Source organism: Geomonas diazotrophica (assembly GCF_018919385.1).
Taxonomy (GTDB): Bacteria; Desulfobacterota; Desulfuromonadia; order Geobacterales; family Geobacteraceae; genus Geomonas; species Geomonas diazotrophica.
In genome coordinates this window covers 11740-37511 of the sequence record NZ_JAHLMF010000022.1, presented here as the reverse complement: position 1 = coordinate 37511, position 25772 = coordinate 11740, and the positions used below count along the sequence as shown (strand labels likewise).

The following is a 25772-nucleotide window of genomic DNA, read 5'->3' as shown; positions in this document are numbered from 1 at the left end:
GCTCCCTTTAGAAAGCTACGAGTGCTGCGACCTTTTTGAGCAACGATCTGTGAGAGACGTAACCGCTTTGCCTCACTTGCTCCGCGTAGACCAGCCCTTTTCTATTCACTATTTGACGTCCTAGATTTTTGCGTGTATATTTGGCACATTTTAATTTTAATGAAGTAATGGGGGCGAGGTGGGCGAACAACTGTTCTTGGAGCGGTTTGTCTGGTTTGATAACGAGACCAGGCACGGTCGTTACCCCAACGCATTCAAGCTTGCAGCCCAATTCGAAATCAGCACCAAGACCGCTCAGCGCTCAATAGATTATTTCCGTGACCGCCTGCAGGCCCCACTTGAATACCTGCTTTCCCACAAGGGGTACCGATATGCCGACTCCAGTTTCCAACTGCCAATGACCCGCATGTCGGAAGGGGAGCTCCTAGCCCTGCTCATTTCCCGCAAGTTGATAACAGAGGCATCATCGGCCGGCTCTTTAGCTCAGGAACTCGAAACGGTTTCTCGCCGTCTCGGATCACTTCTGGCCGCCAACCTACCCGGCCGCACCAAGCCTGACGAGGCTTTTTCCTTTCGCTTGAAGGGATCAGCCCTACCGATCCGCTGGTCTTTCAACTGGTCACTTCGGCCTACTGCAAGGGAAACTCTTCACCTTCTGCTACTACTCGCCCACTTCAGGTGCCTGTACCATGCGCACCGTTGAACCGTACCACATGGTGAACTACATGGGTAACTGGCATTTGATCGCCTTTTGTCAATTGCGGAGGGAGTGGCGCGACTTCGTATTTGGGAGGATGACGCTGTGCAGTGTTGCAGCGGAAGGGTTTTACCCGCGCCCACGGCAGGAGTGGCAGCCGCACCTTGAGAATACCTTCGGCATCTTCCAAAACAATGATGCTTTTGATGTTGTGCTTCGGTTCACCCCTGAGCGTACACGGTGGGTCCGAGGGGAAATCTGGCATGAAGGGCAGGTTGAGGAATTGTTGGAGGACGGATCACTGAAGAGGACCCTACAAGCCTCTCATAGCACAGAGATCATGATGGAGATCCTGCGCCACGGCTCCGAGGTGGAGGTTCTGGAACCGGCGTGGCTAAGGGGAAAAATTGTGGATGAGATGCAGTTTGCACTACGAAAGTATGCCGGGTGTAGGACAATGGCTGGGGGGGATTTGCTGGTATAGGTAGCAAAGCCAAGATCTCCGTCTTGTAGAAAAATCAATTCAAATCCAGTTCATAGGGGCGTAAGGTTCATGCAGAGGAATCCCTACTTACAATTCGGAAATTTCGTGCTGGTGGTTCGGAAGATAATTGCCGTTTTTTTAGGGCAGTCCTGCTGGTAGGGAGTTCTAAAAGCTTATAAAATCAATGAGACTAGGTGTTTACCGTTTTTGTATCAAGCCTGGCATGTCGTTGGCAATAACTCTAGTAATTCATATTACTAGGAGGATTTATGCTGACTGACATTATGCCGACTGACTTTGAACGCCTTTCCTTTACCAACCACGCAAGGGAGCGAATGGGAAACCGCCATATTTCCTCCAATGACATAAACAACGTCATTGTATATGGCCGTCGAGTCGAGATTCGAGGGGCGGTCATATATGTAGTTGGGACGAGAGAGATTAAATACCAGCGGGGGCGTGGTATCAGGATCGATAACTGTGATGGAATTCACGTTGTGTGCTCGCATGACGAAACAGTCATCACTGTTTATCGTAACCATGACCTGAGAGGGCTGAAGCCCAAGGCGCGGAAGCCGTGGGAAAGTAGGGCCTGTGCGCTCCGAAGGTCCGGATATCTCCTTGCGGCATAGTCGAGCATTCACAATTGGTAAGAGGAAGTAGTGAACCGTAAAAACGCAGTTCTCATATCGTGGATAGCCTTCAACAACGACCCTTTCGAGAGGGTGAGAGAGACGAGGGCATATCGCCTGGTTGACGGGAAAGCAGTTGCAGGCCCCACACTCACGCTCCTGCACGACGAAAAGTCGCCCTTACGTGGTGCGGTTACCGATGTAGTGCTACTGTACCGACAGAGTGCGACCGGTGGGGATGCCGAAAGACGTACCGCAGAGGAAACGGCACATGAGATAAGAAAGCGTGATCAAAGTATTCGCGTTCAATTCTGCTGTTGGCATTCCGATGATCCGACGGACCATAAAAGCATCTTCAAGTTTCTGGAAAAGACAATGCCGGATTTGCGGCGGGAGTTCCTCGGGAGAGAGTTGATTATCCATATCAGCCCAGGCACTCCTTCAATGCACACGGTGTGGGTTCTCATGGCGGAAACGGGCTTCATCCCACAACCGTTCAGGTTGGTCAAGAGCTATCGGCCAGGGGAGCGGAAGGATGGGAGGATAATCTGCGACGTCGAGATTGGCATCGAGACGTTCTACAAGAAATATGTCTCGGAGGCACCGCTTGACGTTGAGTTTTCCGAATCGAGGATTCTGTGGGACAGGCGACTGTTCCGCTCACGGCCCCTTATCGACCTTTACAACAAGGCAGCGCGGTTTGCGAAGCTGAATGTGCCAATCCTCATCTTGGGGGAGCGCGGAACGGGGAAAACGACGCTGGCCAGTTGGATAAGAATCCATAGCAGTTTCCATGCGGGGAAAGGTGGGGAGTGGCCGGCCGTTGCGTGCGGACAGTACACTCCTGAAACGATGCGTTCCGAATTGTTTGGACATGCAAAAGGAGCTTTTACCGATGCCAAGTTCGGGAAGGAAGGGCTGCTGTCCAAGGCAAATAACGACACACTGTTTCTTGACGAAGTCGGTGACGTCTCCAGTGAGGTGCAGCGGCTGTTGATAAAGGCGATCGAGGAAAAACGTTACTACCCTTTGGGGGAGAACAAACCGGTGGAAAGCAACTTCAGGCTGCTGACCGCCACAAATCTCTCTTGGGATCTTCTCGTTACCCGCCTGGACCCCGACTTTCTAGACCGTATCAGCACTTTCGTTCTTTGTTTCCCGCCTTTACGCCAGCTGAAAGAGGACATTCCGTGGATATGGGAACAGGTTTACGATAATGCGTCCAGACGCGCGGGAATTCCCCATCGGATGGCCGCTCTCGGGAAGCAATACCACGAACGCATCGTGAAGCATTTGCAGGAACACCCTCTACCGGGGAACCTTCGCACTCTTTACCAAGTTGCCTACCATTTCCTGGCCGCCAGGTGCGATGTGGAGAATGGCCTTTCTATGGATGAGTGCGTTGTAGAAGCGCTCGCTGCCATCAACGGGTCTGCGTTGCCACTAGGGAGCGCCGGAACACCCGCCATCGGGGTTGCCCGCTCCTTCGCCAATCAGGAACCACTGGACAAATGCATAGAAATGTCGAAAAGGCTGGACTGCGGTGAGGTCGAGGGCGAGCTGAGGAGATACCTGGCTACTGAAATCAGACGTATCGCGAAATCGCGCGGAGTACCGGTAGAGAGTATCTGCACCGTAAGCGAACGGACCATCCGGAACTGGCTCCAGTAATACAACCGTAATAATTTCAACTGAAGGAGTTAAAAGGAAATGGCATTAAAAGATTTCGCACTCGCAAAGCCGAAGCCGTTACCGGTTATCCTGCTGGCGGATGTCAGTGGAAGTATGGCGGAAGAAGGCAAGATCACGGCTCTAAACGCAGCCGTGCGGGATATGCTGGAGACGTTCTCCAAGGAAAGCCGTCTGCGGGCGGAAATCCAGGTCGCCATCGTCACCTTTGGGGGAGACGCAAGGGTGCACCTTCCCCTGACGCCAGTGCACGAACTCCCCCCCGTCGGCGATTTTGTGGCTGACGGCGGTACGCCTATGGGAGCCGCACTTACCCTGGCCTGTCAAATGGTAGAGGATAAGGACCTGATCCCTTCGAGGTCTTGCCGGCCTGCAATAATACTGGTTTCTGACGGTTACCCGACCGATGCCTGGGAATCTGCATTCGAGGACTTCTGCGCATCGGAGCGCTCCCAAAAGGCCACCCGATTCGCAATGGCCATTGGGGGGGACGCTGACGAGGGTATGCTCAATAATTTTATCAATGACAAGGAAGCTCCTGTTTTCAGGGCTCATCGAGCCCGCGATATTCACCGCTTCTTCCGCGCAGTCTCCATGAGTATCTCCTCCCGTTCTCAGCGGCAGAATCCAGACGAAACCGCACCGCTATTCATACCTCCCCCCCCTGACGACGACTTCGACCAGGATTTTGATATCGCATGAGGACCTGCTGTGCCAGCGTGGCAGGTCCAGACAACAGGACCCGTGGGGTGCCCAAGCAAGACGCTGCGATGGTGCGTCGACTTGCTTCAGGATTGCTCCTGGTGGTCTGTGACGGGTTGGGGTCGCGGTCCGAAAGCGCCAACGGCGCGCGTCAGGCATGCTGCGCGGTAAAAGCGGCTTTCACGACGAGCCCCCCGCCGCGTGACGACGCCCTTTGCGAAACGGTTCATCGCAACTGGGTCCGGAGGGTAACCGCAGAATCTGCCGAAGCGGCAGCGACCACGTGTCTTTTTTCCTACGTAGACGCTGGAGGGAACGCCACCGTGGCTCAACTGGGTGACGGCTTGATACTGTGCCGTTCACAAGGCCGGTTCACTAACCTCACGCCGGAACGCAGCGGTTTCTCGAATCAGACACTTGCACTTTCAGGAGTTTTCACTGGAGGGGAGTGGCTGGTGCACCGGTGCGCATTAGAGGAGCCTGGCGACGGCATCATAATGATGACCGACGGCATCAGCGAGGACATCGATCACAGAAGGCTGGAGGAGTTCTTTGAGGAAATTAGGAATCAAACCTTTAGCCGAAGGAGCCCTGCAATGGGCCGCTGGCTGACACACCAATTACACGAGTGGCCAACACCCGGGCATTCAGACGACAAATCCATAGCAGCTGTTTTTTGGGAAAACGAAGATGACTGATACCGTTTCTGATATTGCGACAAATGAAAAACCAAGGGATCTCATCGTACATGACGGCCATGGTCATCCTTACCGGTTGACCGGAAAGTTGGGCCAAGGCGGACAAGGAGTCGTGTACAAAACCACGAGCACCAACGTCTTGGTGAAAATCAGCACCCATACTTCCGAGGCACAGAGAGCCGAGTGGATCAACCACATCCGTTGGATCATGAGGCTGCCGCTCGAAGGTCTGTCCATCGCCCGGCCTGTGGCGATCGTGGAACGGCCGAGGCCAGGCTATGTCATGGAGCTTATGGACGGGCTGCTACCACTTTCGGCGCTGCTCGATCTGTCGGAATGCAGCATGTTGGGAGGGGCGGACCCGGCGGAAAAACTCTCCGGTTTCCTGGAGACTGGAGGACTCAAGCGTCGGGTAGCCTTGCTCGGGCGCCTGGCACGGTTGCTGGCCGACCTTCACGGCAGAGGCTTGGCCTTCGGGGATCTCGCTCCAAGCAATGTTTTCGTCTCTCAGGCTCGTGAACACGCCGAGGTCTGGCTGATCGATTGCGACAATCTGTGCTTCTGCAGTCGAGCAGTCAAGGATTCCATGATAACTCCCGACTACGGAGCGCCGGAAATATTGCGCAAAGAATCCGGTGTGAACACCCTGACCGATATCTGGAGCTTTGCCGTCATCGCATTCCGCCTCCTGGCGCTTTCGCATCCCCTGAAGGGTGACATGGTCAACGACGGGGGGCCGGAAGTCGAGGAGGCTGCATTGCGGGGGGAGCTTCCATGGGTAGATCACCCGACTGATCGCCGTAACGAGATGAGTACAGGGCTGCCTCGTGAAATAGTGCTGACGGACCGGCTGAGGAGTCTTTTTAGCGAATGCTTCGGCGAAGGTCTCGCCTCCCCAGGGGCAAGACCGAGCATGGCAGCATGGGCAGCCGCCTTCGAGGCCGCATCCGCACTGACTGTCTTGTGCGAGGCTTCCGACTGCGGCAACCACTTCTTCGCAGAGAAGTCCCTACAGTGCCCGTTTTGTGACCACCGGAACTCCCCCGAAAACCACCTCATTCTGACGCACAGGCTTTATGCGCCGGAACTGCGTGATCCCGATGAGGAGCTTGATCCGGGGGTATGGGTGAAGACGGGCGACTACGTCGTTCTTTCCCTGGACTCTCCACTGGAGCTCAGACGCTCTCCGGTCGGGACCTCCCTCTACTCCCAGTCCGATCCGTTGCTGAGCATTGAACTTACTCGGACCGGCCTTAAGGTCACTCCGTGCGATGGGTGCGAAGTATCCATCAACCGCGTCGACGGTGGGGACCCCTTTGCCATAACGCGACCTCAAAGGTTGAAGAGCGAGTCGAGGCGGGGGGGCCGGTGGGTACTGCACCTGGGCGGCCGTGATTCCGGCCATCCGACCTGGACTTTTAAATGGTAGGTGAGTAATGCATCTCAACGAATTTCGTTTCTTAGCCCCGGACCTTTACACCTTCCGGTCGCTTGACGGTGCCCTGCAGTCTCACCTGGTTTGGGCCGACGTCAACGAGGTATCCCTCACGTTCAGCAGCACAGGGTACTATCTGCACCATGGTAAGAAGGTGTGCCCCGTCAGCCCGGATGACAGCAGTTCCGAACGAATCAGGGGGATGGTCACCCGAGGCAACACACAGTGGGTGCTCCGGCGGCACAAGTCAGGGACATTCGACCTGCAGGCCGTGGAAGTAGGGGCACGGATCCAGCTCGAGTTCAAGATCGGGGTAGATGAGGGAGTCGTCGAACTGCTCCGTTTGAAAAATGAGATCCCTGCGGTTGACATGGACCGCACACTGCAGTGGCTGACGGATGAATTTATCTCGGCCGGAGTGGATGGAACACCACGCATTTTCGCATGCCACTATGGCAGTGGCGAAGGCGACTTTCAGATCCTGGGACGCCAGTGGTGTGGCAGAATCTCCCGTCGCAAAGATGCTCCGCCCCGCCTGGTCAAGCTCACGCGGCAGACAGGGCAGCGGATGGTGCCCTGTCTGCTGGAAGGGGAGTTGGCATTCATCGATGCCAGCGATGCGAAACTCCTGCTCGATCCGGTTGCACATCATGCACTGGAACGCGCCCTACGCGAAAACAACGGCGGCTATCTGGAGCTTTGGAAGGAGTACGGCCGCACGGAGTGGCAAAAAGCGCTCAAGTCGGCCCGCAGCTTGGGCACCTTCCGGTACCGCGAGGTACAGCAAGCCGGAGATGAGTATTTCGAATGGCGCTTCACGCCCAAATCCAGGGAGGAGTTGATCTCGTTTCGGGAGCGGTGGGGGGGGCTTGAAGCCACCGATGATTTCGAACTCGAGGTCGGCGAGGTGGCGCCTCCCTGGTTGGTGGCCCCCGACCTCAACGTCGACCCACTCGACATGAAAACACGCACCAAAAGCATCCATGGCAAGGTCCGGCTGGATCGCGATTCGGTGGTCCTCAGGGTCGACGAGAGATTCCGGCAGGCATCACCGCCGGCAAAAGGGGTCCTGTACGCGTCACTGACGGGCCATCTGACTGTCCAGCAGCGCCGAGAGCGAGCTAAACAGGAAATCGACCGCGGCAAGCGGCTGCCGCAGTTGCGCTACATCCTTGAGGGGATCGCCTTTCCCGTCGTCGTTGATGGCTTCCCTCGCCGTAAGTTCGCGGGTATCACCCAATACGCACGGGAAATCTTCCGCGGTCCTCCGACAGAAAAGCAGAACGAGGCCGTGTCGGTTGCCATGAATACTCCTGATATTGCCATCATCGTCGGTCCTCCAGGGACGGGCAAGACCCAGGTGATAGCTGCCATCCAGCGCCGACTTGCCCAGGAACTCCGGGGGCAGTCACTACAACACGAGGTGCTGATCAGCAGTTTCCAACATGACGCGGTGGAAAACGCCCTGGCCCGAACTGAGGTTTTCGGGCTGCCTCCTTACAAAGTAGGGGAGCGTGGCCGGCGGGCAGAGGACGCTAACGATCCGGTCGAAGGGTGGTGCTCGCGAAAGAGTACCTATGTGGGCGAAATCTTGCAGAAAATCGAGGCAGATGAACCGCACGTGCCGATTTTGCGAACATTGAACCGTGAAATTGCCATTCTGCGGGTCAGCCATCTATCCCCGTCTGAACGGGCAGAAAGGCTCTCGAGAGTCTCGGAGTTACTTGCGAGGCTGAGCCCATATGGGCTAAGGCTGTCGATACCCCTGCGGGAGAGGTGGGAGGCCTATCTCCAAAGGGCTGACGTGCTGCGAGACCAGACACGAAACTACAGGGTTATTCCCGCCCCCCTGATGCTTGCTGTAAGGAGCCTCAGGGCCACCGCTTCGGGGTTCGCTGATGACGGCTCGGACAGAGCCTGGCGCTGCCTTCAGGAGCTCAGGCGCCGCGGGATAAGCCTGGACGTGGACCAGTGGTCGCTGCTGGAGGCTGTATCGGAAACGACGGATGCTCCTGGTAGCGATTCCCTGGAGGCCCTACGCCGTCTCAAGGAGTCGCTGCTTGACGCACTACTCCCGGATTATCGTCCGCCGGCCATAAAGAGTTTCATCGACGAGGAACTCGCCGGGGTCCTAAACGATATCGTGACCGCATTGGAAGAGCCGATCAGAAATTCGCGACGGGGTGTTGCATCGGTGCTTGCAGATTTCCGTGACGCCCTGGTTCATGAGCCGGACAAGGTCAGGAATGCAGCCCGGGAGTATTGCAGCATCGTCGGGGCCACCTGCCAGCAATCGGCCTCGGACAAGATGGCGTCTCTTAAGGAGCTTTCCAAGACCGACGGCGCCACTTCGGTTGAGTTCGACACAGTGATCATTGACGAGGCTGCTCGAGCCAACCCGCTGGATCTGATCATCCCGATGGCGATGGCCCGCAAACGGATCATCCTGGTCGGGGACCATCTCCAGTTACCGCATTTGCTCGACCCCGAAATCGAGGGGGAACTTGGGGAGAGGCTCAACTTGCAGAAAGCTCAAAAAGACGCGATGAAGCAAAGCCTCTTCGAGCGCCTTGTGACTCAACTTCGCTCCATGAAGGAGGTCGATGGCAAGACACGCGTGGTGATGCTGGATACCCAATACCGCATGCATCCCGTGCTGGGGCAATTCGTCAGCCAAAACTTCTATGAGAAGGTGCACGAACCCCCCCTTCTCCCGGGCCGGCCTGCCGAAGATTTCGCTCACTCCCTGCCTGGTTACGAAGGAAAGGTCTGCGCTTGGCTGAATGTGCCTCATGACGACGGAGGTGAGGAACGCAGCGGAGGAAGCAGGCGCCGCAAAGCCGAAGCGCGCAAAATCGGGAAAGAAGTCAAGCGTCTCATGGCGGCCGCACCCGACCTCAGCATCGGTGTGATTACCTTTTACAGCGCTCAACGTGACCTCCTTATGCACGAATTCCTATCCTACGAGCTAACTGAGGAATCATCCGAGGGGATCAGGATCAAACCCGAGCTGGCCAACAGCGAAGACGGTTCGGAGAAGCTAAGGATCGGAACCGTGGACGCCTTCCAGGGCAAGGAGTTTGACGTGGTCCTCCTGTCGATAGTGCGATCGAGTAAGCCTTCTGTAACTTCACCAGGATCCGAAGCATCCTGGAACAACCGCTTCGGGTTCCTGCGCCTTGCGAACCGGATGAACGTGGCAATGAGCCGACAGCGCCGGTTGCTGGTCGCCGTAGGGGATATCGCGATGGCCGACGGATCCGATGCGCAAGAAGCCGTGCCAGCCCTGAGCGCATTTCTTAACCTTTGTCGAGGTCCTTATGGCAGTGTTTGCTGACCGGTACCTTCGTTTTCCGGAATACGGTGGGGGGGCGCACGGATTTGGCGACTCCATACTGTGGCCAGTCCACGTATGGCGGGTCCTTTACCCTGAGCCGTCGCGTAACAGTTTGAACCTCTTTCAAAAGGCAATCCTTGGCCTGGCACGTGCGAGGACCACGGATCGGGAGGAGGTGGGAGCACTCCTTGGGCTGGCGCCGGAGCTGGTAGCGTTCATCGTTGCAACCCAACTGATGCCTCAAGGGGTCATGGATGGACGTGGCTGCATCACAACGAAGGGGCTTGACGTCCTGGATACACTCGAGTTCGAAAAGGCCAAGCAACTAGTGGGATATGCCTTCCAGGATGCCATCACTGGGGAGCTTCTCCCCAGGTTTTCCTCCTCCCTTCCGGAGATCGAGCCTTGCGGCGAAAAAGGCGGGTTCCCGGTTTTCCTTCTGGATCGCGGCAAGGGGGAAACCGACTGCCCCTACAATGTTCCGGCGGTGGCTGCCGCCAGGGCCAAACTTTCAGAAAAACAGTTCTTCGATGCCTACGAACGCTACCGAAGGGACTACGACAACTCGAGGGCGATCTCGGATGAGGATGTGGTAACCGCTGAACGGGTCAAGATTCACGGGATCGAGCTGATTGACCAGAACCCAGTGCCGATGTACCTCTGGAGCTTGCTGTACAAGGAAAAGGGGGGAGAGAAACCGTGGCTGGTAAGTGACCCCTTTGGGTTGCGCAAGGCCGCGCCTTGGATGCGCGAGCGAGTAAGAAACCTTGCCCCCAAACTTCCCCCGCTAGCCAAAAAGGTGGCGCGTGTCCTCGGTGCCGACTCCGCTCAGGAGATTACTCTAGAAACTCTGGATGAGATGGAGGAGAAAGTCATGTGGGAAGTTCTCTCCAATTATCCCTGGGCCCCCCGGGTTCCTTCCCTGGCACGTTACCTCCCCTCCTTCCTTCGTGCCCAAAATCTGGTGGCAATGAGGGAGAGGCCCAGTGAAGAACAGCTCGACACTCTGGTGTCAGAGGCCCAAAAACTGGGAGAAGGCACTTTTAAATGGATGATTGGCCAGGGGCCGGTCTTCTCCAAACACCGCCTTCCGAAGGATTCCTGGAAGCGCGACGAGGCGATGGCCACCTTTATGTCGCTTGACCTTCCGATGGTGAATAATAAGGTCGCGGACGGCTTGGCGGGGCAACAGGTTTATAACATTAGAAAAGCCAGGAACTCCGGCAGTGAATCACTGAAGGCACTTATGGCCGCTGCCTTACTGTCGAGCAGTGAACACGTGGAGTTCCCCCTGAATTTGGTCGAGGTAGAGATTCGCGATTTGGAACGATTGATCGAGTTGGCCAATGTCCGAAACAAGGCTCAGCATGCATCCGGAAGACGTCTTTTAAAGGAGGAAGCTCTTTCGCAGTCGGATTTCATTATGGAATGGGTACTAAAATTCAAGGAGCTGTACTAGACCATGGCGAAAAAAAACAGGAATAAGAACCATAACGGCAATGGCGGCAATGGCAACGGCCAGAACAGTCCCAAGGTCGTTAAAGAGAGCCCCAACCTTTTCCCCAAGATCGAAGAAGCAGTGCTTAACGCTTCTGTTAGCCTCGGTGAAGAGGCTCCGGAACTGCCAACCGCATCTATTCACCCGCTGGCTGTGGTTGGCCCCGCTGATGTGGAGGCGTTACAGAACTACATGTCCCAGCTGCAAAGCTTCGTAAGAGGTGTCGAAGAGGCCGGCCGGAAGCGGGACGCTGCTCGCAAAAAATATGAAACCCAACAGGATGAAGTTGCAAAGATTCGGGAGGAGCTCGATAAGGACCTGAAGGATCTGGCCCGGCAGCAGGGAGCCCTTGCCAATAGGGATAAGGAAGTCACGGAGAAGGAACGTGACATGGAGGCCCGCGAGCTTAACGCCCGGGAGAACTTCGCTAGGCAAAATGAAGAAGCGCTTGAGGAACGGCGGGAACAGATTGCGAAACTGGATGAGCGGCGACTCCAAGTTGGTGCAGAGTTGGAAGAGATGCGCAGCCAGGCGATGGCCAAACTGAATGAGGAACAAACTAAAAGGCGCGAAGAACTACGAATTTGGGAAGAAGAGCTGAATGCGAGGCTGGCCGAGTCCGAAATTAAAGAGCGGAAGCTCGGACGCGACAAGTCGCGGCTAGAAACGGGGTGGCGGGAACTTGTCGAGGAAAAGGAACAGGTGAGAAGAGAGCTGGAGTCCGAGTTCCAGGCGGAGATTGAGAAACTGCAGGTGAAGCTCTCAACATTTCAGGGACAGCGTGACAGGGCGTACCAGGAACTGTCAGGCCGTGATAAGGAGCTGGCAGAGTTGGAGGATTTAAGGCGCGCCCTCTGCGGCAAGACGGTGGACGAATTCCTCGAGGAACTGGACCATCTGAAGCAGGAACGCCGAGACCTGAAACGACAATTGGATACCTTGGGGGAAACTGATTTCGCAGCCGAAAACGAGCGGCTGCGTATCGAGCGGGATGCCCTCAGGGAGAAGGTCGCCTCTCTTGAAATGAGCAGTGTGCAGGCACTTGCGGAACTGCATACCAGCCGCGTTAGCGTCCTCGACAAAGAGCGTCTTGAAGGCGAGAAGCGCGCCCTGGTCAGGCATAAGGAGCTGTTGACCGCTCACCTTAAGGATCTCGAGTCTCGTGTCACCGCCCTGACTAACGCACAGCACTCTGCCCGCGTCTTCCCCCAGTTGGCCAAGCTGGACAGCGACCCTGTCTGCCAGACGAAGTTTGAGACCAAACGTGTTCCCAATCTGAAGGAATTCGCCTCTGAAGTCAGGATGCGCGTCGCAGGGGCCTATGACGGTATTCCGCTCTACTACGAAATGGACGACATCCGCATCCTTATCGGTGGGATGGCGATGAGCCAGCTGCACATCCTGCAGGGAATGAGCGGCACAGGGAAAACGAGCATTGTTAAGGCACTCGCCAAGGTGGTCGGCGGACACTGTGCCGACATAGCCGTGCAGGCCGGATGGCGGGACAGGTTCGACTTGATCGGGCACTACAATTCTTTCGAGAAAAAGTATTACGAAAAGGAATGCCTGCAGGCCATCTATCAGGCCCAGACCCCCAATTATGCGGACCGCATCAACATAGTCCTCTTGGATGAGATGAATCTCTCCCGCCCGGAGCAGTACTTTGCGGAGTTCCTCTCGGCGCTGGAAAAAAACGACGAAAAGGAACGCCTGATCGAGTTGCGCGAGGAACAGCTTCCGGAAACTCCGGTGGGCCTGGTCGACGGGCGCAAAGTCCGCGTCCCTAAAAACGTCTGGTTCATGGGAACCGCAAACCACGACGAGACCACCAACGAATTCGCCCTGAAGACCCAGGATCGGGCCCACATCATGGAATTGCGGGAGTGCCCGAAATTCGAGGTGACTCCGGTGGAGCAGGCGTGCATCTACTCGTATGATTCGCTGGTGAAGCGCTTTAGGGAGGCGAGCAGCGCCCACCGGCAGGAGGTCGAAGAGGTGCTGACCAAGTTGCACTCGCCCAAGTGCGAGCTTACCAACACACTGAGGTCGGTTTTTGATGTCAAGTGGGGGAACCGCTTCGCCAAACAGGCCCGGAGCTTTGTCCCGGTTGTTGCCGCATCAGGAGGTTCCCTGGGGCTGGCCTTTGACCACCTGTTAGCTACCAGGGTGTTCAGCTCTGGCAAGGTTACTGGCCGCTATGACATTGAGTCAAACCATCTGACTGAGGTTGAGCGGGCTTTGAATGCTTTCTGGTCAGACATCGGTGGAAAGCCGGCCCGGTGTTTGGAACTGCTCGAAAGCGACAAAAAACGCAAGGGACGGAGAGCGTGAGGGTCTGGGATAGACTGACCGGCCAACTGGTCGCCTTGCCGGGCGTCGTGGCGCCAGGCCGCTACGAGCTTTCGACGAGTGCGGTGTTTAACGGTCACTCACTTCTCGAAGCGGGTGACGTCCTCCTCTCGGACGGGACGTCCGACTGCCGCATCGATGAGCACAAAGCGATCTTCTTTGCCACGGAACCCGATCCCGAAGCGGAGGCCAACCTGGGGCTCGTTTCCAAAGCAGTCATGAGTATTTCCGCAATCCGTAAGTCTAATAAGGGAAAGCTCCCATCGCCATTGTTACCACAGGCAGTTGCCAACATATCGGAACTGCGGCCACTGGAAAAAACGCTTTCCGAGACTTTCGACAAGGGGCATCTGATGGAGCTGGCTCGGAGACCCAGGCTCGATATGCTTTACCAAGAGGACATCACCCCTGTTAGCCGCGCGCGGCGTATCGCCCCTGCTGCCATAAGACACCTTGCCTCAGATACCTCCTGCTGGCAGCAAAGGACCATCGCCGGGATCGTTCCGAAAGCGATCCTGGGCCTTTTCAGCGAGGATGACTACAGTATCTATGAAAACAAGCTGTTTGCACGATTGGTGGACCGCCTCGAATATTTCCTGGTAAGGCGTCTCGCGAATGTGCAGCTGTTGTTGGACAATTTTTTGGAGGCCCAAAAATTTCAGACTGCGCCCGAGACCCATTTCCGTCTATCACATGACGTGTTCACAATGTGGGGGGAGACATTCAACGAGGAACAGACGAGCGCGCAAATCGATTTGAGCAAGAAGACGGTTGAAATGCTCCGCCAGCTTCTGCAGGGCGTTCGTGTTCTTAAACAAAGCGGCCTCTATCGGGCCATACCGCGGTCGGCGCAAGTTCCCAACCAGATTCACCTTACCAACATATTGACTCACGATCAGCACTATCGCCACTTGGTCCGGCTCTGGGAGCAACATCGCGAAGAGTCTATCGAGGTCCAGGAAAAGCCCGAACAACACCTGAAAGGAGTTGGTGAGCTTTTCAACTCGTATGTCGACTACGTCGGCCTCGTTTTAGAGCGCTCCTTGCAGCAGGTTGATGCCTCGCCCCAGGGAACTGCCGGCATCAGGCTGGTGAACGAAGGAAGGAACTGGCGTGTCTCCAAAAGAGACGGTGACAGCTTGGTCTTTGTTCCGTTACTGGAATACCTTGGAAACAACTCGGCCGTGGTGAGGCGGGGCACCGAGCTCCGGATTCCCGTTGTTCTTACAGGTGACCGCTCCAGCTGCGATCCGGCACCTTTGCTCTGGGGCGGAGACAGTGGGCGCCCTTTGGTCCTTTCACCGCTTGATATACTGATCCAGGAGAAGGTCATCTCTCTTCTCACCGCGTGGACGTGGCAATCCCTTCTTGGCAATTACGCCAGGGACATTTTTATGATGCCGACGCCGGTTCTTCAAGTGTTGGAGCCAATGAGGATGTTTGAGGTGCGGGGGAACAGGGTCTCGGTTGTTGCTCCAGTGCCTGCGGTCGAAATGGATAAGGTCGAAAAACTGCTGAGCCGGTTTCAAGTGGACATGGATCTCTGCCAGGAATTTTTGCAATGTGTCCGGGATGTGAACCTGACCGCAACCTGCCGGTACTGTGGGGAGGAGGCCAATTTTAAACCCAGAGCCGATAAATCGTTCAAGGCCCATTGTGCGAAGTGCAAATTAGACTGGGAGATATTTCACCAAGCTGGCAAGAGGAGGGGGAAATTCTCCGTTAACGGCCATTGGCCGAGTGACTTTGCCCTCTATGGCAGGTGGCAGCAGGAATTTCCCATCCCTTAAACTCTGCGGGACATCAGATTTATCCTGCACACAGTCCGGCGTTTGTCGACGGAGAATTTGGTATGAACAATTTTGCGGATAACTTGAAATCTCTTCAAAAGCAGTTCCAACTTCTGGACCTACCACTGTTCGAAAAGATCAAAGAAGAGGAATATTCTCCTGGACATACGAAGGACGCTTTGAAGCGTTTTCGTGAAAAGGCAGTTAACGAGCGGAACCTGCGTGAGTCTTATCGTGGAAGAGCCCCCTACGAACTCTTGCAAAATGCCGACGACGCAGGAGCAAAGCACGCGGCGTACATTCTGTGCAAGGAGGGGATGGCTTTCGTTCACGACGGCAAATGGTTCACCGGCGACAACTTCATAAGTCTTGCTGACGGTTGGAGCGATAAGGATCCAAATGAATGTATTGGCCACAAGGGTTTGGGATTCAGGTCTGTTCTCGATATAACACCATCGCCCTATCTGGTGAGGGTTGATCCAAAAGGTTTTTTTGCGGTCAAGTTTTCTTGGGGCCTGAACCAGGGGCACATAATGGAAACTCTTAAGCGCAAACCCGAATGCAGGGAAGATTACGAAAAGTGGAAAAAATCCCAGCAAAATATATGTCCTATAATGTTTATTCCCGGCCTGGCAAAAAAAAATAATCTCGGCGCTGGATCCGTAATTTACGATCGCATAATCAGGGGTGATTATGGCGAAAATTTCACTACAATGTTCTGGTTCCCGGCAACTGATGAAATAGAAAGAAGGGTTTTAGAGGAACTTGGCCCTATGCCAGTTGTTTCAGGATCAAAGGAGCAACATGAATTAGTAAGATTCTTAGTTTCGGATGTCAGCATGTTGATTCCGTTTCTGCGCAACATCTTATCCGTATCCCTATGTGAAGATAAGGCTAAACTGGTATCAATATGCAAGAAAAAACCTGAATCCTGTGTCGTCGGCAATCTTGCTATCAAATGCCAAAACGAGGGGCGGGTCACGGACGCATTTTTTCATCAACTCAGGTTCAACTCTCCCATACCTACGGAAGTTGCCTTAGCTCCGGGGACTCCCCAAGCAGTCAAAGTAATGAAGGAGGCGACGGTTACGTTGTCCGTCCTTGTTGATAACGGTCAACCAGTAGCGTCTTCCAATTCGAAGTTCCATGTTTACTTCCCGACGGAAGAGGACACTGGCTTTGGCTTTGTGGTTCACGGGGACTTTTACGTCACCCCGGACCGCAAAAGACTAATGGATGGCAAGTACAATGAATGGTTGCTTGGATTTGCCGCACAGAAAGCTGCTGGGGACTTCCTCACTGACCTTCTGAAGAATTTTTCCCCGAAGAACGTATTTTCCGCCCTGGCACCAACCGGGGCAAGCGGTGGAAGCACCGCGATCTTTACCAATAAGTTGTCCGAGGCCCTCAAGAAAAGACGCTCCGCGTATATCCCCCATGTTGCCGGTAAGGCCTTGCCCGAGGAGGCACTTCTGGCTCCCGCAGAGGATTGCGGTGCTTTTCTGGAGGACCTGTTCACCCCGTATTTGCCAGAAGCAGTCCCGCAAAGGTTTTTCGTGTCCTCATTCGTTGACACTGCTGAGACTAGGAAATTCCTTCGGCTTGCCGGCCTAGTTGAGATGGCACCCAAATTACTTTTGGACTTGATAGAGTTGGTCCCTGATGCGCAAAAGTCGCCTTCCTGGTGGTACGGGCTTTTTGATTACATCGCCAATCATGGAGCTTTTTCGGCAGTCACCAGTGATTCATTTCTCGGTAGAAAACTGGTCCAAGCCAACAGCGGCGGCATCGTGGAGGTCCAGCGGGACTCGGGGGCAGTCTTATGCTTTCCCCCATCGACGGCAGCAAAAAACATACAAGTCCCCGAGTGTCTTTCAGAGGTCCTAATTTTTCTGGACATGGATTTGTCTAAGAAAATTACCGAAGGCCGCGAGTCAACGGAAAGGTGGGTCACGGACCGGTTGAACATCGCCAAGTTCGAGGCTAATGATCTGATTCCGAGGGCGATTCGGAGCATTGTCGACAGCTTGTTTGACGGCAGCCTGCCTGTTACAGCTACTCACCTTGCTAAACTATGGGCCTTTCTTAAGGAAATAAGCGATATAGCGCGCAGGGAATTCACCTCAGACGACTACTGGAAAGTCGTTGGGAGACTGCCGCTGCCGATGTCGATTCCGCAGAAAGATCAGCCTATTCCCTCGCACCTGATGGTTCCTGCCTTTCTTATCTACTGGCCTGAGGGCTTTGCCGGAAAGAACCCCTGTCTCGACGGTGTAGAGGGGGTAAGGCGCGTGGCAAAGGATTTTCTCGAGGTACTCGAGAGTGTATCAGGTCAAAACGTGCCCAATTGGGTACCTTTCTTCGAAAAGCTGGGTGTCTCGTCTCTTCCCAAGCACCTAAGATATTCGAAGGGGGTGACCGAGGAGGCTATACCCCTTGCTCCAAATGGGTTGACCAAGTTTGGGCGGGTAGCGTTTTGTGGAGATCGCCAAAAGGACGAAAACCTGGCCGTTATTTCCACCTTGAAGTTGGACGGGCTCTGGGACAGCTATGTACAACATTCCAACATTTGTTCGGCACACTCAGGTGCTAAAAGCTTGCATCAACTCACCTTGTTGGAGAGTTTTACGTCGTGCTGCCGTACGGCTGCCCGCGAATATGAGGCCGACGACGAGACATGGAGCAGTCGTCTCAGATCACTGGTCGATGGTCTGGATGCACATGTAACTACTGCGCCCGACAAGGGCTATTGCGGCGTTTCCGCACAGAAAGCGAGCCACGATTTTCCCTTATTGGATTACATCAAGATGCAAATGGACACAGTTCCCTGGCTCCCTTCGTCCACCGGGCCGCGGGTCACCTCCCAATGCTTCGCACGGTTTCCGGAGACGAGGCTGATCTCCAAAGGCAAGACAAGTATGGAACTCGGCGATGCCATATTTCCATATGTAATCGCCTCCACCTACTCAGAAATGGCGAAACTAGAGCAGTTTGGGATCAAAGCTCTCTATAATGTCGATAGTGTTGCCCCCGAAACGCTCGTCAAGGCACTGGCGGAAATCGGCGAGAAGCTCGATTCGGATTGGGGGCGGGAGGTCGTTGCGGAGAAAGGGCTCTGGCGGTTGCTCAGGGGTGCCATCCAGGAGATCTACCGCAGATTAAACCAGAGTGATGCCAGCTATCAAGTGCCCGACCAACTGAAGGTTGCTGTCAAATCAAACACTGGCACTTCCTTTGCGTGTGGGAGAGTATATTACGCCAAGCCCGGTTCTGCGACTGAACAGGCTTTTGTAGGGATACTACCACTAATCGATGTGGACAGGCCACACAAGGATCTTTTCGAAAAGCTGTCGGTCACCCCACTGATCGCAGGAGAAACCGTTATTGAAGAACTCGTCGATCGTGCCTCCTGCAGACCGGCCCCGGGGTTGCGGGAAATCATAGTAAACGATCTTGCTCCTTATCTCCTGGCAGTAAACTACGACAAAAGCGAAAAAGACGTTGATAGATTTATCCGCAGACTGAATGAAAGATTTGAGGTACTAGCCTCAGAAGTTTTGGCCGTGTCGGTAACCCTCAAGAGTGACCCATCCTTGGGCGGTGTTATACCTTATCGGAATTATTACCTTGAAAAGTCGGTGGTGCAACTTTCAGGTGCTGCTGAAGAATACCATTACAGTCTCATCGTAGAGGGTGGCGAGAACCTCTCCTTCCAGGATTTAGACGCGGATGCCTTGGGTGAAGTTCTGGTTCAGGTGTTCATGGATAGGGTTACTGATGAAGCACTCGGGTTTTTCCCAAGGATAGCCTCTCGTTTCCAGCAATGTCGAAACAAAGGAGATTTAAAGCCGATGCAGGATTATCTCCATCTCCAATTGGGAATCCCTGCGGAAAGTCAGGATACCGTCAATGGGCTTCTGTCTGGCGATTACGTGCCTGAGCAGGCTGTGGCCCTTCCTCCAGCACCGAAAGCAAAGGTCATAATTCCCGAAGCCAAGTCAAATATCGATTCCAATGCAGCCGCAGAAAGTATTAAAAATAAACATCAAAATGGAACAGCAGAGAAAATCGGTCACCTAATGAATCAGGTCTTGGGGAGCGGCCTGTCGGACGGAGGCTCTAATAAACAAGGAGCACCGGCTGCTAACACCGAACATAAAGTGAGTCAGGAACAACAACAGCGCGGGCTAAGGGGAGAAATTGAGCTGAAGCGCCGCATGGTTGAAGACGGAGGTTGGGAAGGATTCGTCCTTAAGAAAGACACCAGGCTTGATCGGTGCGGATTTGACTTTCTATGCTTGAAAGATGACGTTGAAGTAATGGTCGAGGTCAAGACCTTTGCCAAAAACGGATACATTTCAGTGACCAACAAGGAGCTGATTGAGGCAGGGAAGGCGAAAGATAAGTTCTACTTGATTGGACTACTCGATAATGGACAGCCTGAGTATGAGTGGGAATCTTTCATACTGAAAAATCCTTTCGAAGTTTTGACAGAATACGGCGAATTCGAAATCGACACCCGGTTGCAGGCAGACCCTGCGGATATCTTCAACATCAAGGGAGGACCAGGCATAATCCCCGATGAAACGTTATCTCAACCGGCTGCCGGAATTTGAACTGGTCGATCTGTAGCTTGGTGTATAGATTTGCCGGATCCACGCTCTGCAGTGTGATAGCGGAGGGGGCGACCCCGCTGGTTCGAGGCGATATCTATGAGGACGAGGGGGCGTCAGTTCACCCGATTCCTAACTCAGCGAACACAAGAAATGCATAAACGCATAAACGCATGCACGTCCTGCAAGGACGCTTGACCTTCAGGTGCCCTGCAGATTGTTAAGATTTTTCTATGGCAATTCCAAGCGATTTTTGTTAGTAATTACGAGTTTTTATCTGATGCGGATTATGACCAATATCGCATTGCAATAGCCATCCCCTAAACCTAGTAGCCAGGAGGACCCTTGAAAAATAGTGCAGTGCCAGACCTTCTGTCCGTAAGGATGCTGGTGGGCTTCCTCGGTGAGAAATCCCAATATAATTGGTGGCCAACGAGCTTTATTGGACCATCCTCGAGTCTATTCCTTTCCCCAGTGTTCCCCAGAACAACTCTCCTCTCCCAATATCATGGGATCCTTGAGGCTGCTCGGCGGCTACATGATGAGCGAATCGGGTTAGGGAGCGTTTTTCACCTCTTTCGTCTCCCCGAAGCATATGAGCATGACTTACATTCCCTCATCAGTGATGGTGGATATTCATTGCCGCTGGAGTCTTTTGCAAACAAAGACTCTGCCTTGGCAGCACTAGAAAAGATATCAGGTGGAGATGCGCCCCCAAGCGAAGGCCCGGTAAAACTTGGCAATGCACAGGAGATCATGACTGCCGGTGCAATTCGCAGTATTTCCTGTTGCTATGCCGCAGCTTTTAGCGAAGGCATATACTCATATCCCTACTTTGTCTCATGACCCAAAAAAACGAAACTGCGTATAATATCCAGCTCTCGACAGGTCTTGGCCTTTTGGAAGAAACCCGCAGTTTGCTTGACCTCTGGGAACATGGGATGAGTCCTTCTGCATTGCATGGGGCTGCTTTGTTGTCTGGCCGGTTCCCGTCAATCACTGCTCGACGGTTATTGAATATAGTGAATGGGTGCTTTGCTCCTCGCTATTTGGTTAGAGATGGTATTCCAGCGACCCACTTGAAGATTCTTAAAAATCGCCTGCTGACTAACGAGCTCATTCAGTTTTATCTGCTCTTCACGTGTCGTGCAAACCCCATTCTGAATGACTTCATTCGACAGATCTATTGGGAGAGATATGGAAGCGGGTACACTGAAATCAGTAATCTTGATGCGGAGAGCTTCATAAGGCGAGCGATAGCTGACGGCAAGGTTCAAAAGCATTGGGCGGAGAAAACGATCAAGAATGTTGCGGGATATCTTACAGGTTGTTGTGCAGACTATGGACTCCTGGAAAGAGGTCAGAAAACGATTCGTCGCATTCTCCCATTTCGGATATCTCTGCCCATGGCTTGTTATTTGGCCCATGAACTTCATTTCTCAGGTATGGGTGATAATGCTGTCTTAAGTCACCAAGACTGGCAGATATACGGACTTGAAGCTGATGACGTCCGGGAAGAGTTCAAACGCCTTGCGCTTAAAGGGTATTTTATCCTGCAGTCTGCAGGGGATGTAACCAGAATCAGTTGGAAACATAAGACCATGGAGGAACTGTGCGATGTCCTCGCTTAAGGCTGATTTCGATGAGTTAAGGGAGCGAATTCGCCATGGCCGGGAATTGGGCCATGCCAGCTTCGAGCCGATCTATTATTTAATTTTCGATCCCTCTGACATTGTCGAGGTGAAACGGAACACACCCGCTTGGGTCGCAAAGCTCCACAATGAAGGCTGGGACGTTGCGGTCTTCTCTATTGCTGAAGAAATCGAAAAAATTTTGGCTTCCGATCCGCGCAGACCGCTATGGGCCATTGCCGACAAAAAGGCGCCCCATGACTGGGCAAAGACCAATCAGTCGCTTGCCAACGCCCTGATATCCAATGGTGCTTTGCAGCAGCGGCTTGAAGAGGCGCTCTCGGCAATGGAAGGGAACAAGAACGGGCTGCTTCTGGTGACCGACCTGGAAGCGCTGCACCCCTACATGCGCATTGGCGCAATTGAGAGCAATCTCCAGGGGAAATTTCAGGTGCCGACCGTCTTTTTGTACCCTGGCACCCGTACCGGCAAAACCCGTCTTAAGTTCCTGGGGTTCTACCCGGAAGATGGGAACTATCGTTCCGTCCACGTTGGCGGCTGAAATGAACATTACCTCTGGGGGAATCTGACATGGCCATTCGCACACTGTTCGACCCAAGTAAGAATATTCACCGCACCATCGAAAAAGTCATTACTTACGGGGCATCGCAAGAGCACCGCCTGAAATCTGAAATCAGTGAGTATGTCGTAACTGACAGTATCGAAGCCCAGTTCCGCAAGCTGCTCGACAAAATGCAGCATGCCATGGAAGCCGGGGGAGAGAATGAGATCGGGGTCTGGGTTTCCGGCTTTTATGGCTCAGGTAAAAGTTCCTTTACGAAGTACCTAGGGTTGTCTTTCGACGGAGCTACCATCATCGACGGTATCCCGTTCATCAGGCACCTCCAGGACCGCCTGCACAACGTGGAAGTGAAGGCATTATTAACATCGGTATCCAAACGCTTTCCGGCTGCCGTTGTATTGCTGGATCTTGCCAGCGAGATGCTCGCCGGCGCTACCATGGAAGATGTCTCGACAGTTCTCTATTACAAGGTGCTTCAGTGGGCAGGTTATTCCCGCAATCTGAAAGTTGCCGCCCTGGAGCGCAGAATCGAATCCGACGGCCGCGGGGATGAATTCATCGGCAAGCTTGCAGCGATGTTGCCGGGAGTGCCGTGGAAAGATCTGCAAAACGACCCGCTTGCCGTTGATGGTCTCATCCCCCAAATAGCCCACGAGATGTATCCGGCGCTCTTCCCCTCTGCCAGCTCTTTCACGTCCAGTACCGACGGTTTTTTCCAGTTCGAGGATCAGCGGGTCAAAGAGATGCTGGATATCGTTCGACTGAAGAGCGGCAAAGAGCATGTTCTTTTTATCGTTGACGAAGTAGGCCAGTATGTGGCGTCACGGGACAACCTAATCCTCAATCTTGATGGCCTGGCAAAGAACCTTAAGCGTATTGGCGACGGAAAGGTCTGGATCATTGCCACGGCACAGCAGACCCTTACCGAGGACGATCCCCGTGCATCGCTCAACTCGCCGCAACTCTTCAAGCTCAAAGACCGCTTCCCGATCCAGGTCGATCTGGAATCTAGCGATATCCGAGAAATCTGTTATCGCCGTCTTCTCGGCAAATCGCCTGCCGGGGCCGATGAGCTGGGTAAACTTTTTGACACCCATGGCCAGGCGCTCCGCCACAACACCAAGCTGCAGGACGCTAAATACTACGACGCCGACTTCAGCAAAGAGACCTTTATCAACCTCTACCCATTCCTTCCCGCCCATTTCGACATCCTGCTGCATCTCCTTGGTGCACTTGCTAAATCCACCGGTGGCATCGGCCTGCGTTCGGCCATCAAGGTTATCCAAGATATCCTTGTAGAAGGCGGAGACGGCAAGAATCCGGTTGCCGATCAACCGGTCGGTTGGCTGGCGACGACAGTTACCTTGTACGACGCCCTCGACAAGGATATTCGCCGGGCCTTTCCCTCAATTCAGCAGGCCGCGCAAAAGGCATTCATCCGCTTTCCCGACTCTCCGCTGCATCAGGACATCGCAAAATCGGTAGCAATCCTCCAGATTCTGGGCAACATGCCGGTCACCCTGCAGAACCTAACCAGCCTGATTCATCCTGCTGTCAATGCCTCCTCCCGGGCGGAAGAGGTGCGGAAAGCTGTAGATGAACTGCTGAATGACCCGATTGTCCCCTTGGGGAGCAAAGACGGTCATCTTTGTTTTTTGAGCGAGAAACTGCGGGACATCGAACAGGAACGGGGGAATATCCCGATCCGATCGATAGAAGCGCGCCGCATCTTCAACGAAGCATTACGGGAAACCTTCAATCCTCTCCCTTCGGCCCGGGTCATGACCACTCTGGCGGCCACCTCGGGGTTGAAGGTGCGCAGTGGTTCACTGGAGTCGAGCCTCGCCGGAGAGCGGGAAACCATACAGACCCTGGTTGAGATGGTCGATACTGCTGATTTCGATACTGCCAGCACCAGGCTCCTGGAAGAATCTCGGCTACGCCCGGGACAAAACAGCATCTTCCTGCTTGGCAGAACGAGCCATGATACCGATGCGCTGGTTACAGAGATTTATCGCTGCCAACGGATCGTGGAACTCCATCGCACCGATCCTGATCAGGAGGTAAAAGACTACTGCGCCAGCCAGGTTGACCGTGCTGCAACCTTGAGTCAGCAACTGCAACAGCAGGTGAAGAGGAATCTTGCTCCTGGCTCGTTTGTATTCCGGGGCCAGGCAACGGCCGTGTCCAGTCTCGACCAGGATGTGCTTGAAGCTGCCAAAAAAATGATGGCGGATGTTGCGGGACAAGTGTTCGATCGCTACGGCGAAGCTCCGGTCCGGGTAGAGACAACCATTGCCGAGAAATTCCTGCGGGCCGCCGGTACCAACCTCAACAGCGTGACTGCTCAGATTGACCCGCTCGGCCTGGTGCAGACGGTGGCAGGTTCACTGACCATCAACACCTCGCACAAGGCTCTGATCAGCATTCGCGACTACATCAACCATAACGGCTCTGTCGAAGGGAGACGGCTGCTGGATAGGTTCAGCGAAGCGCCGTTCGGCTGGTCACAGGACACCTTGCGCTACGTCTGCGCCGCCATGCTGGTGGCCGGCGAAATCAAGCTCAAGGTTTCAGGTCGGGAGGTTACCGCAGCCGGCCAACACGCCATAGAAGCGCTCAAAACCAACAACAGCTTCAAACCGATCGGTGTTTCGCTGCGTGATGAGCGGCCACCGATCGAGATGCTGGCCAGGGCTGCCGAACGCCTGGCCGAACTGCTGGGTGAGCCGATCATCCCGCTGGAGCAGGAGATCAGCAAGGCTGCCGTCAAGCACTTCCCCCGTTTCCAGAGCGACTATGCCCCTTTGGCCGAGAAACTCAGCGCCCTGGGTGTTGCCGGCGCTGACCGCCTGCGCAGCATCACCAAGGATATCGCCGACCTCATCTTCACCGATGCTTCCGATGCTCCGCAAAGATTGGGGGGGGAGGAATCGGTGCTTTTCGACAACCTTAAATGGGCAGGAGAAGTGAAACGGATTCTGGAGCAAGGGCTTGAAGACACGGTCCGTGACCTCCAGTATCATAGCCGCGAAATCCGCACTCTGCCGGCCAATGGCATCCCCGGCGAACTTCGCAACGACCTGAAGGATGAACTAGAGCAGATCAGCCAACGACTGGGGCGGGATGATTTTCATAAACATGCGGCTGACCTTGCCACAACGCTGACAGGCATCCGCTCCCGGGTTGCCGATACTGCCAGCCAGATGGCAACCACCCAGCAAGAACGAATTCGCAGTGGGGTTGAAGATTTGCAGCGCCTGCCGGAATGGTCAGAATTTACTCAGGAAGAACAGCAGAATGTCATTGCCCAGATCGAGAATATGGCGCTGGCAGCAACATTGGATATGGCCGGCCTCAAACAGCTGCTGAGTCGCGATTATGAAATCTCCACCACCGTAGGGAGCCTGAGGGAGCGGATTCAGCGCGAAGGGCAGGAGCGGAAACTGAAACGCCTGGAAGGCGAAAAACCGAAGGGGGCCACCAAGCTTCAGAAGGCTCTTGATTTTCCTGCCATGGTCACAACTACCGACCAGCTAAACGACCTGATCCGCCAGCTCAAAGAACTGCAGGAGCAGATGCCGCTCTATCAGGAGATCGAGGTCACCATCACCCTTAAAGGAAACTAGCCGCC

Annotated in this window: 16 protein-coding genes; all 16 read left to right on the top strand. The window is 54.3% G+C overall.

From position 1 onward, the window contains the following. The first annotated feature begins 178 nt into the window (after window positions 1–178). The 16 genes from KOM00_RS19145 (at window position 179) to brxC (ending at window position 25767) form a co-directional block, all read left to right on the top strand. The gene (locus KOM00_RS19145; protein WP_216500622.1) at window positions 179–703 is read left to right on the top strand and encodes a hypothetical protein; all 525 of its coding nucleotides are present in this window, start codon (window positions 179–181) and stop codon (window positions 701–703) included. Then, the gene (locus KOM00_RS19140; protein WP_236027086.1) at window positions 690–1181 is read left to right on the top strand and encodes a WYL domain-containing protein; all 492 of its coding nucleotides are present in this window, start codon (window positions 690–692) and stop codon (window positions 1179–1181) included. The genes KOM00_RS19145 and KOM00_RS19140 overlap by 14 nt, the downstream gene beginning before the upstream one ends. Before the next feature lie 269 nt (window positions 1182–1450). Continuing rightward, window positions 1451–1813, top strand: coding sequence for a DUF4258 domain-containing protein (locus KOM00_RS21095; protein WP_216500621.1), 363 nt, complete (start codon window positions 1451–1453; stop codon window positions 1811–1813). Between the two features lie 30 nt (window positions 1814–1843). Further along, on the top strand, window positions 1844–3484 hold the full coding sequence (locus tag KOM00_RS19130) for a sigma-54-dependent transcriptional regulator (RefSeq protein ID WP_216500620.1): 1641 nt from the start codon (window positions 1844–1846) through the stop codon (window positions 3482–3484). Between the two features lie 39 nt (window positions 3485–3523). Then, window positions 3524–4204 (top strand): vWA domain-containing protein, encoded by a 681-nt coding sequence (locus KOM00_RS19125; protein ID WP_216500619.1) that lies wholly within the window; start codon window positions 3524–3526, stop codon window positions 4202–4204. Next, on the top strand, window positions 4201–4902 hold the full coding sequence (locus KOM00_RS19120) for a protein phosphatase 2C domain-containing protein (protein ID WP_268899019.1): 702 nt from the start codon (window positions 4201–4203) through the stop codon (window positions 4900–4902). The genes KOM00_RS19125 and KOM00_RS19120 overlap by 4 nt, the downstream gene beginning before the upstream one ends. Next, entirely contained in the window at window positions 4895–6331 is a 1437-nt protein-coding gene (locus tag KOM00_RS19115) for a serine/threonine protein kinase (protein WP_216500617.1), read from the top strand. Before KOM00_RS19120 ends, KOM00_RS19115 begins: the two co-directional genes overlap by 8 nt. Window positions 6332–6338: 7 nt before the next feature. Beyond that, window positions 6339–9674, top strand: a complete 3336-nt coding sequence (locus KOM00_RS19110; protein ID WP_216500616.1) for a DEAD/DEAH box helicase — start codon at window positions 6339–6341, stop codon at window positions 9672–9674. Beyond that, window positions 9658–11133 carry a hypothetical protein gene (locus tag KOM00_RS19105; protein WP_216500615.1) on the top strand — a complete coding sequence of 492 codons (1476 nt, stop codon included), beginning with the start codon at window positions 9658–9660 and terminating at the stop codon, window positions 11131–11133. Before KOM00_RS19110 ends, KOM00_RS19105 begins: the two co-directional genes overlap by 17 nt. A gap of 3 nt (window positions 11134–11136) precedes the next feature. Continuing rightward, window positions 11137–13503, top strand: coding sequence for an AAA family ATPase (locus tag KOM00_RS19100; RefSeq protein WP_216500614.1), 2367 nt, complete (start codon window positions 11137–11139; stop codon window positions 13501–13503). Next, complete coding sequence (locus KOM00_RS19095) at window positions 13500–15311, top strand: hypothetical protein (protein WP_216500613.1); 1812 nt, start codon at window positions 13500–13502, stop codon at window positions 15309–15311. The genes KOM00_RS19100 and KOM00_RS19095 overlap by 4 nt, the downstream gene beginning before the upstream one ends. A 62-nt stretch (window positions 15312–15373) precedes the next feature. Then, window positions 15374–19927 (top strand): sacsin N-terminal ATP-binding-like domain-containing protein, encoded by a 4554-nt coding sequence (locus KOM00_RS19090; protein WP_216500612.1) that lies wholly within the window; start codon window positions 15374–15376, stop codon window positions 19925–19927. 342 nt (window positions 19928–20269) lie between these two features. Then, window positions 20270–20770, top strand: a complete 501-nt coding sequence (locus KOM00_RS19085) for a BrxE family protein (protein ID WP_216500611.1) — start codon at window positions 20270–20272, stop codon at window positions 20768–20770. After that, window positions 20767–21555 (top strand): BrxA family protein, encoded by a 789-nt coding sequence (locus KOM00_RS19080; RefSeq protein WP_268899018.1) that lies wholly within the window; start codon window positions 20767–20769, stop codon window positions 21553–21555. The genes KOM00_RS19085 and KOM00_RS19080 overlap by 4 nt, the downstream gene beginning before the upstream one ends. Beyond that, a complete protein-coding gene (locus KOM00_RS19075) occupies window positions 21542–22117 on the top strand; it encodes a BREX protein BrxB domain-containing protein (RefSeq protein WP_216500609.1) in 576 nt (191 codons plus the stop codon). The genes KOM00_RS19080 and KOM00_RS19075 overlap by 14 nt, the downstream gene beginning before the upstream one ends. A 29-nt stretch (window positions 22118–22146) precedes the next feature. After that, the gene (gene brxC, locus KOM00_RS19070) at window positions 22147–25767 is read left to right on the top strand and encodes a BREX system P-loop protein BrxC (RefSeq protein WP_216500608.1); all 3621 of its coding nucleotides are present in this window, start codon (window positions 22147–22149) and stop codon (window positions 25765–25767) included. The last annotated feature ends 5 nt before the right edge of the window (window positions 25768–25772 follow it).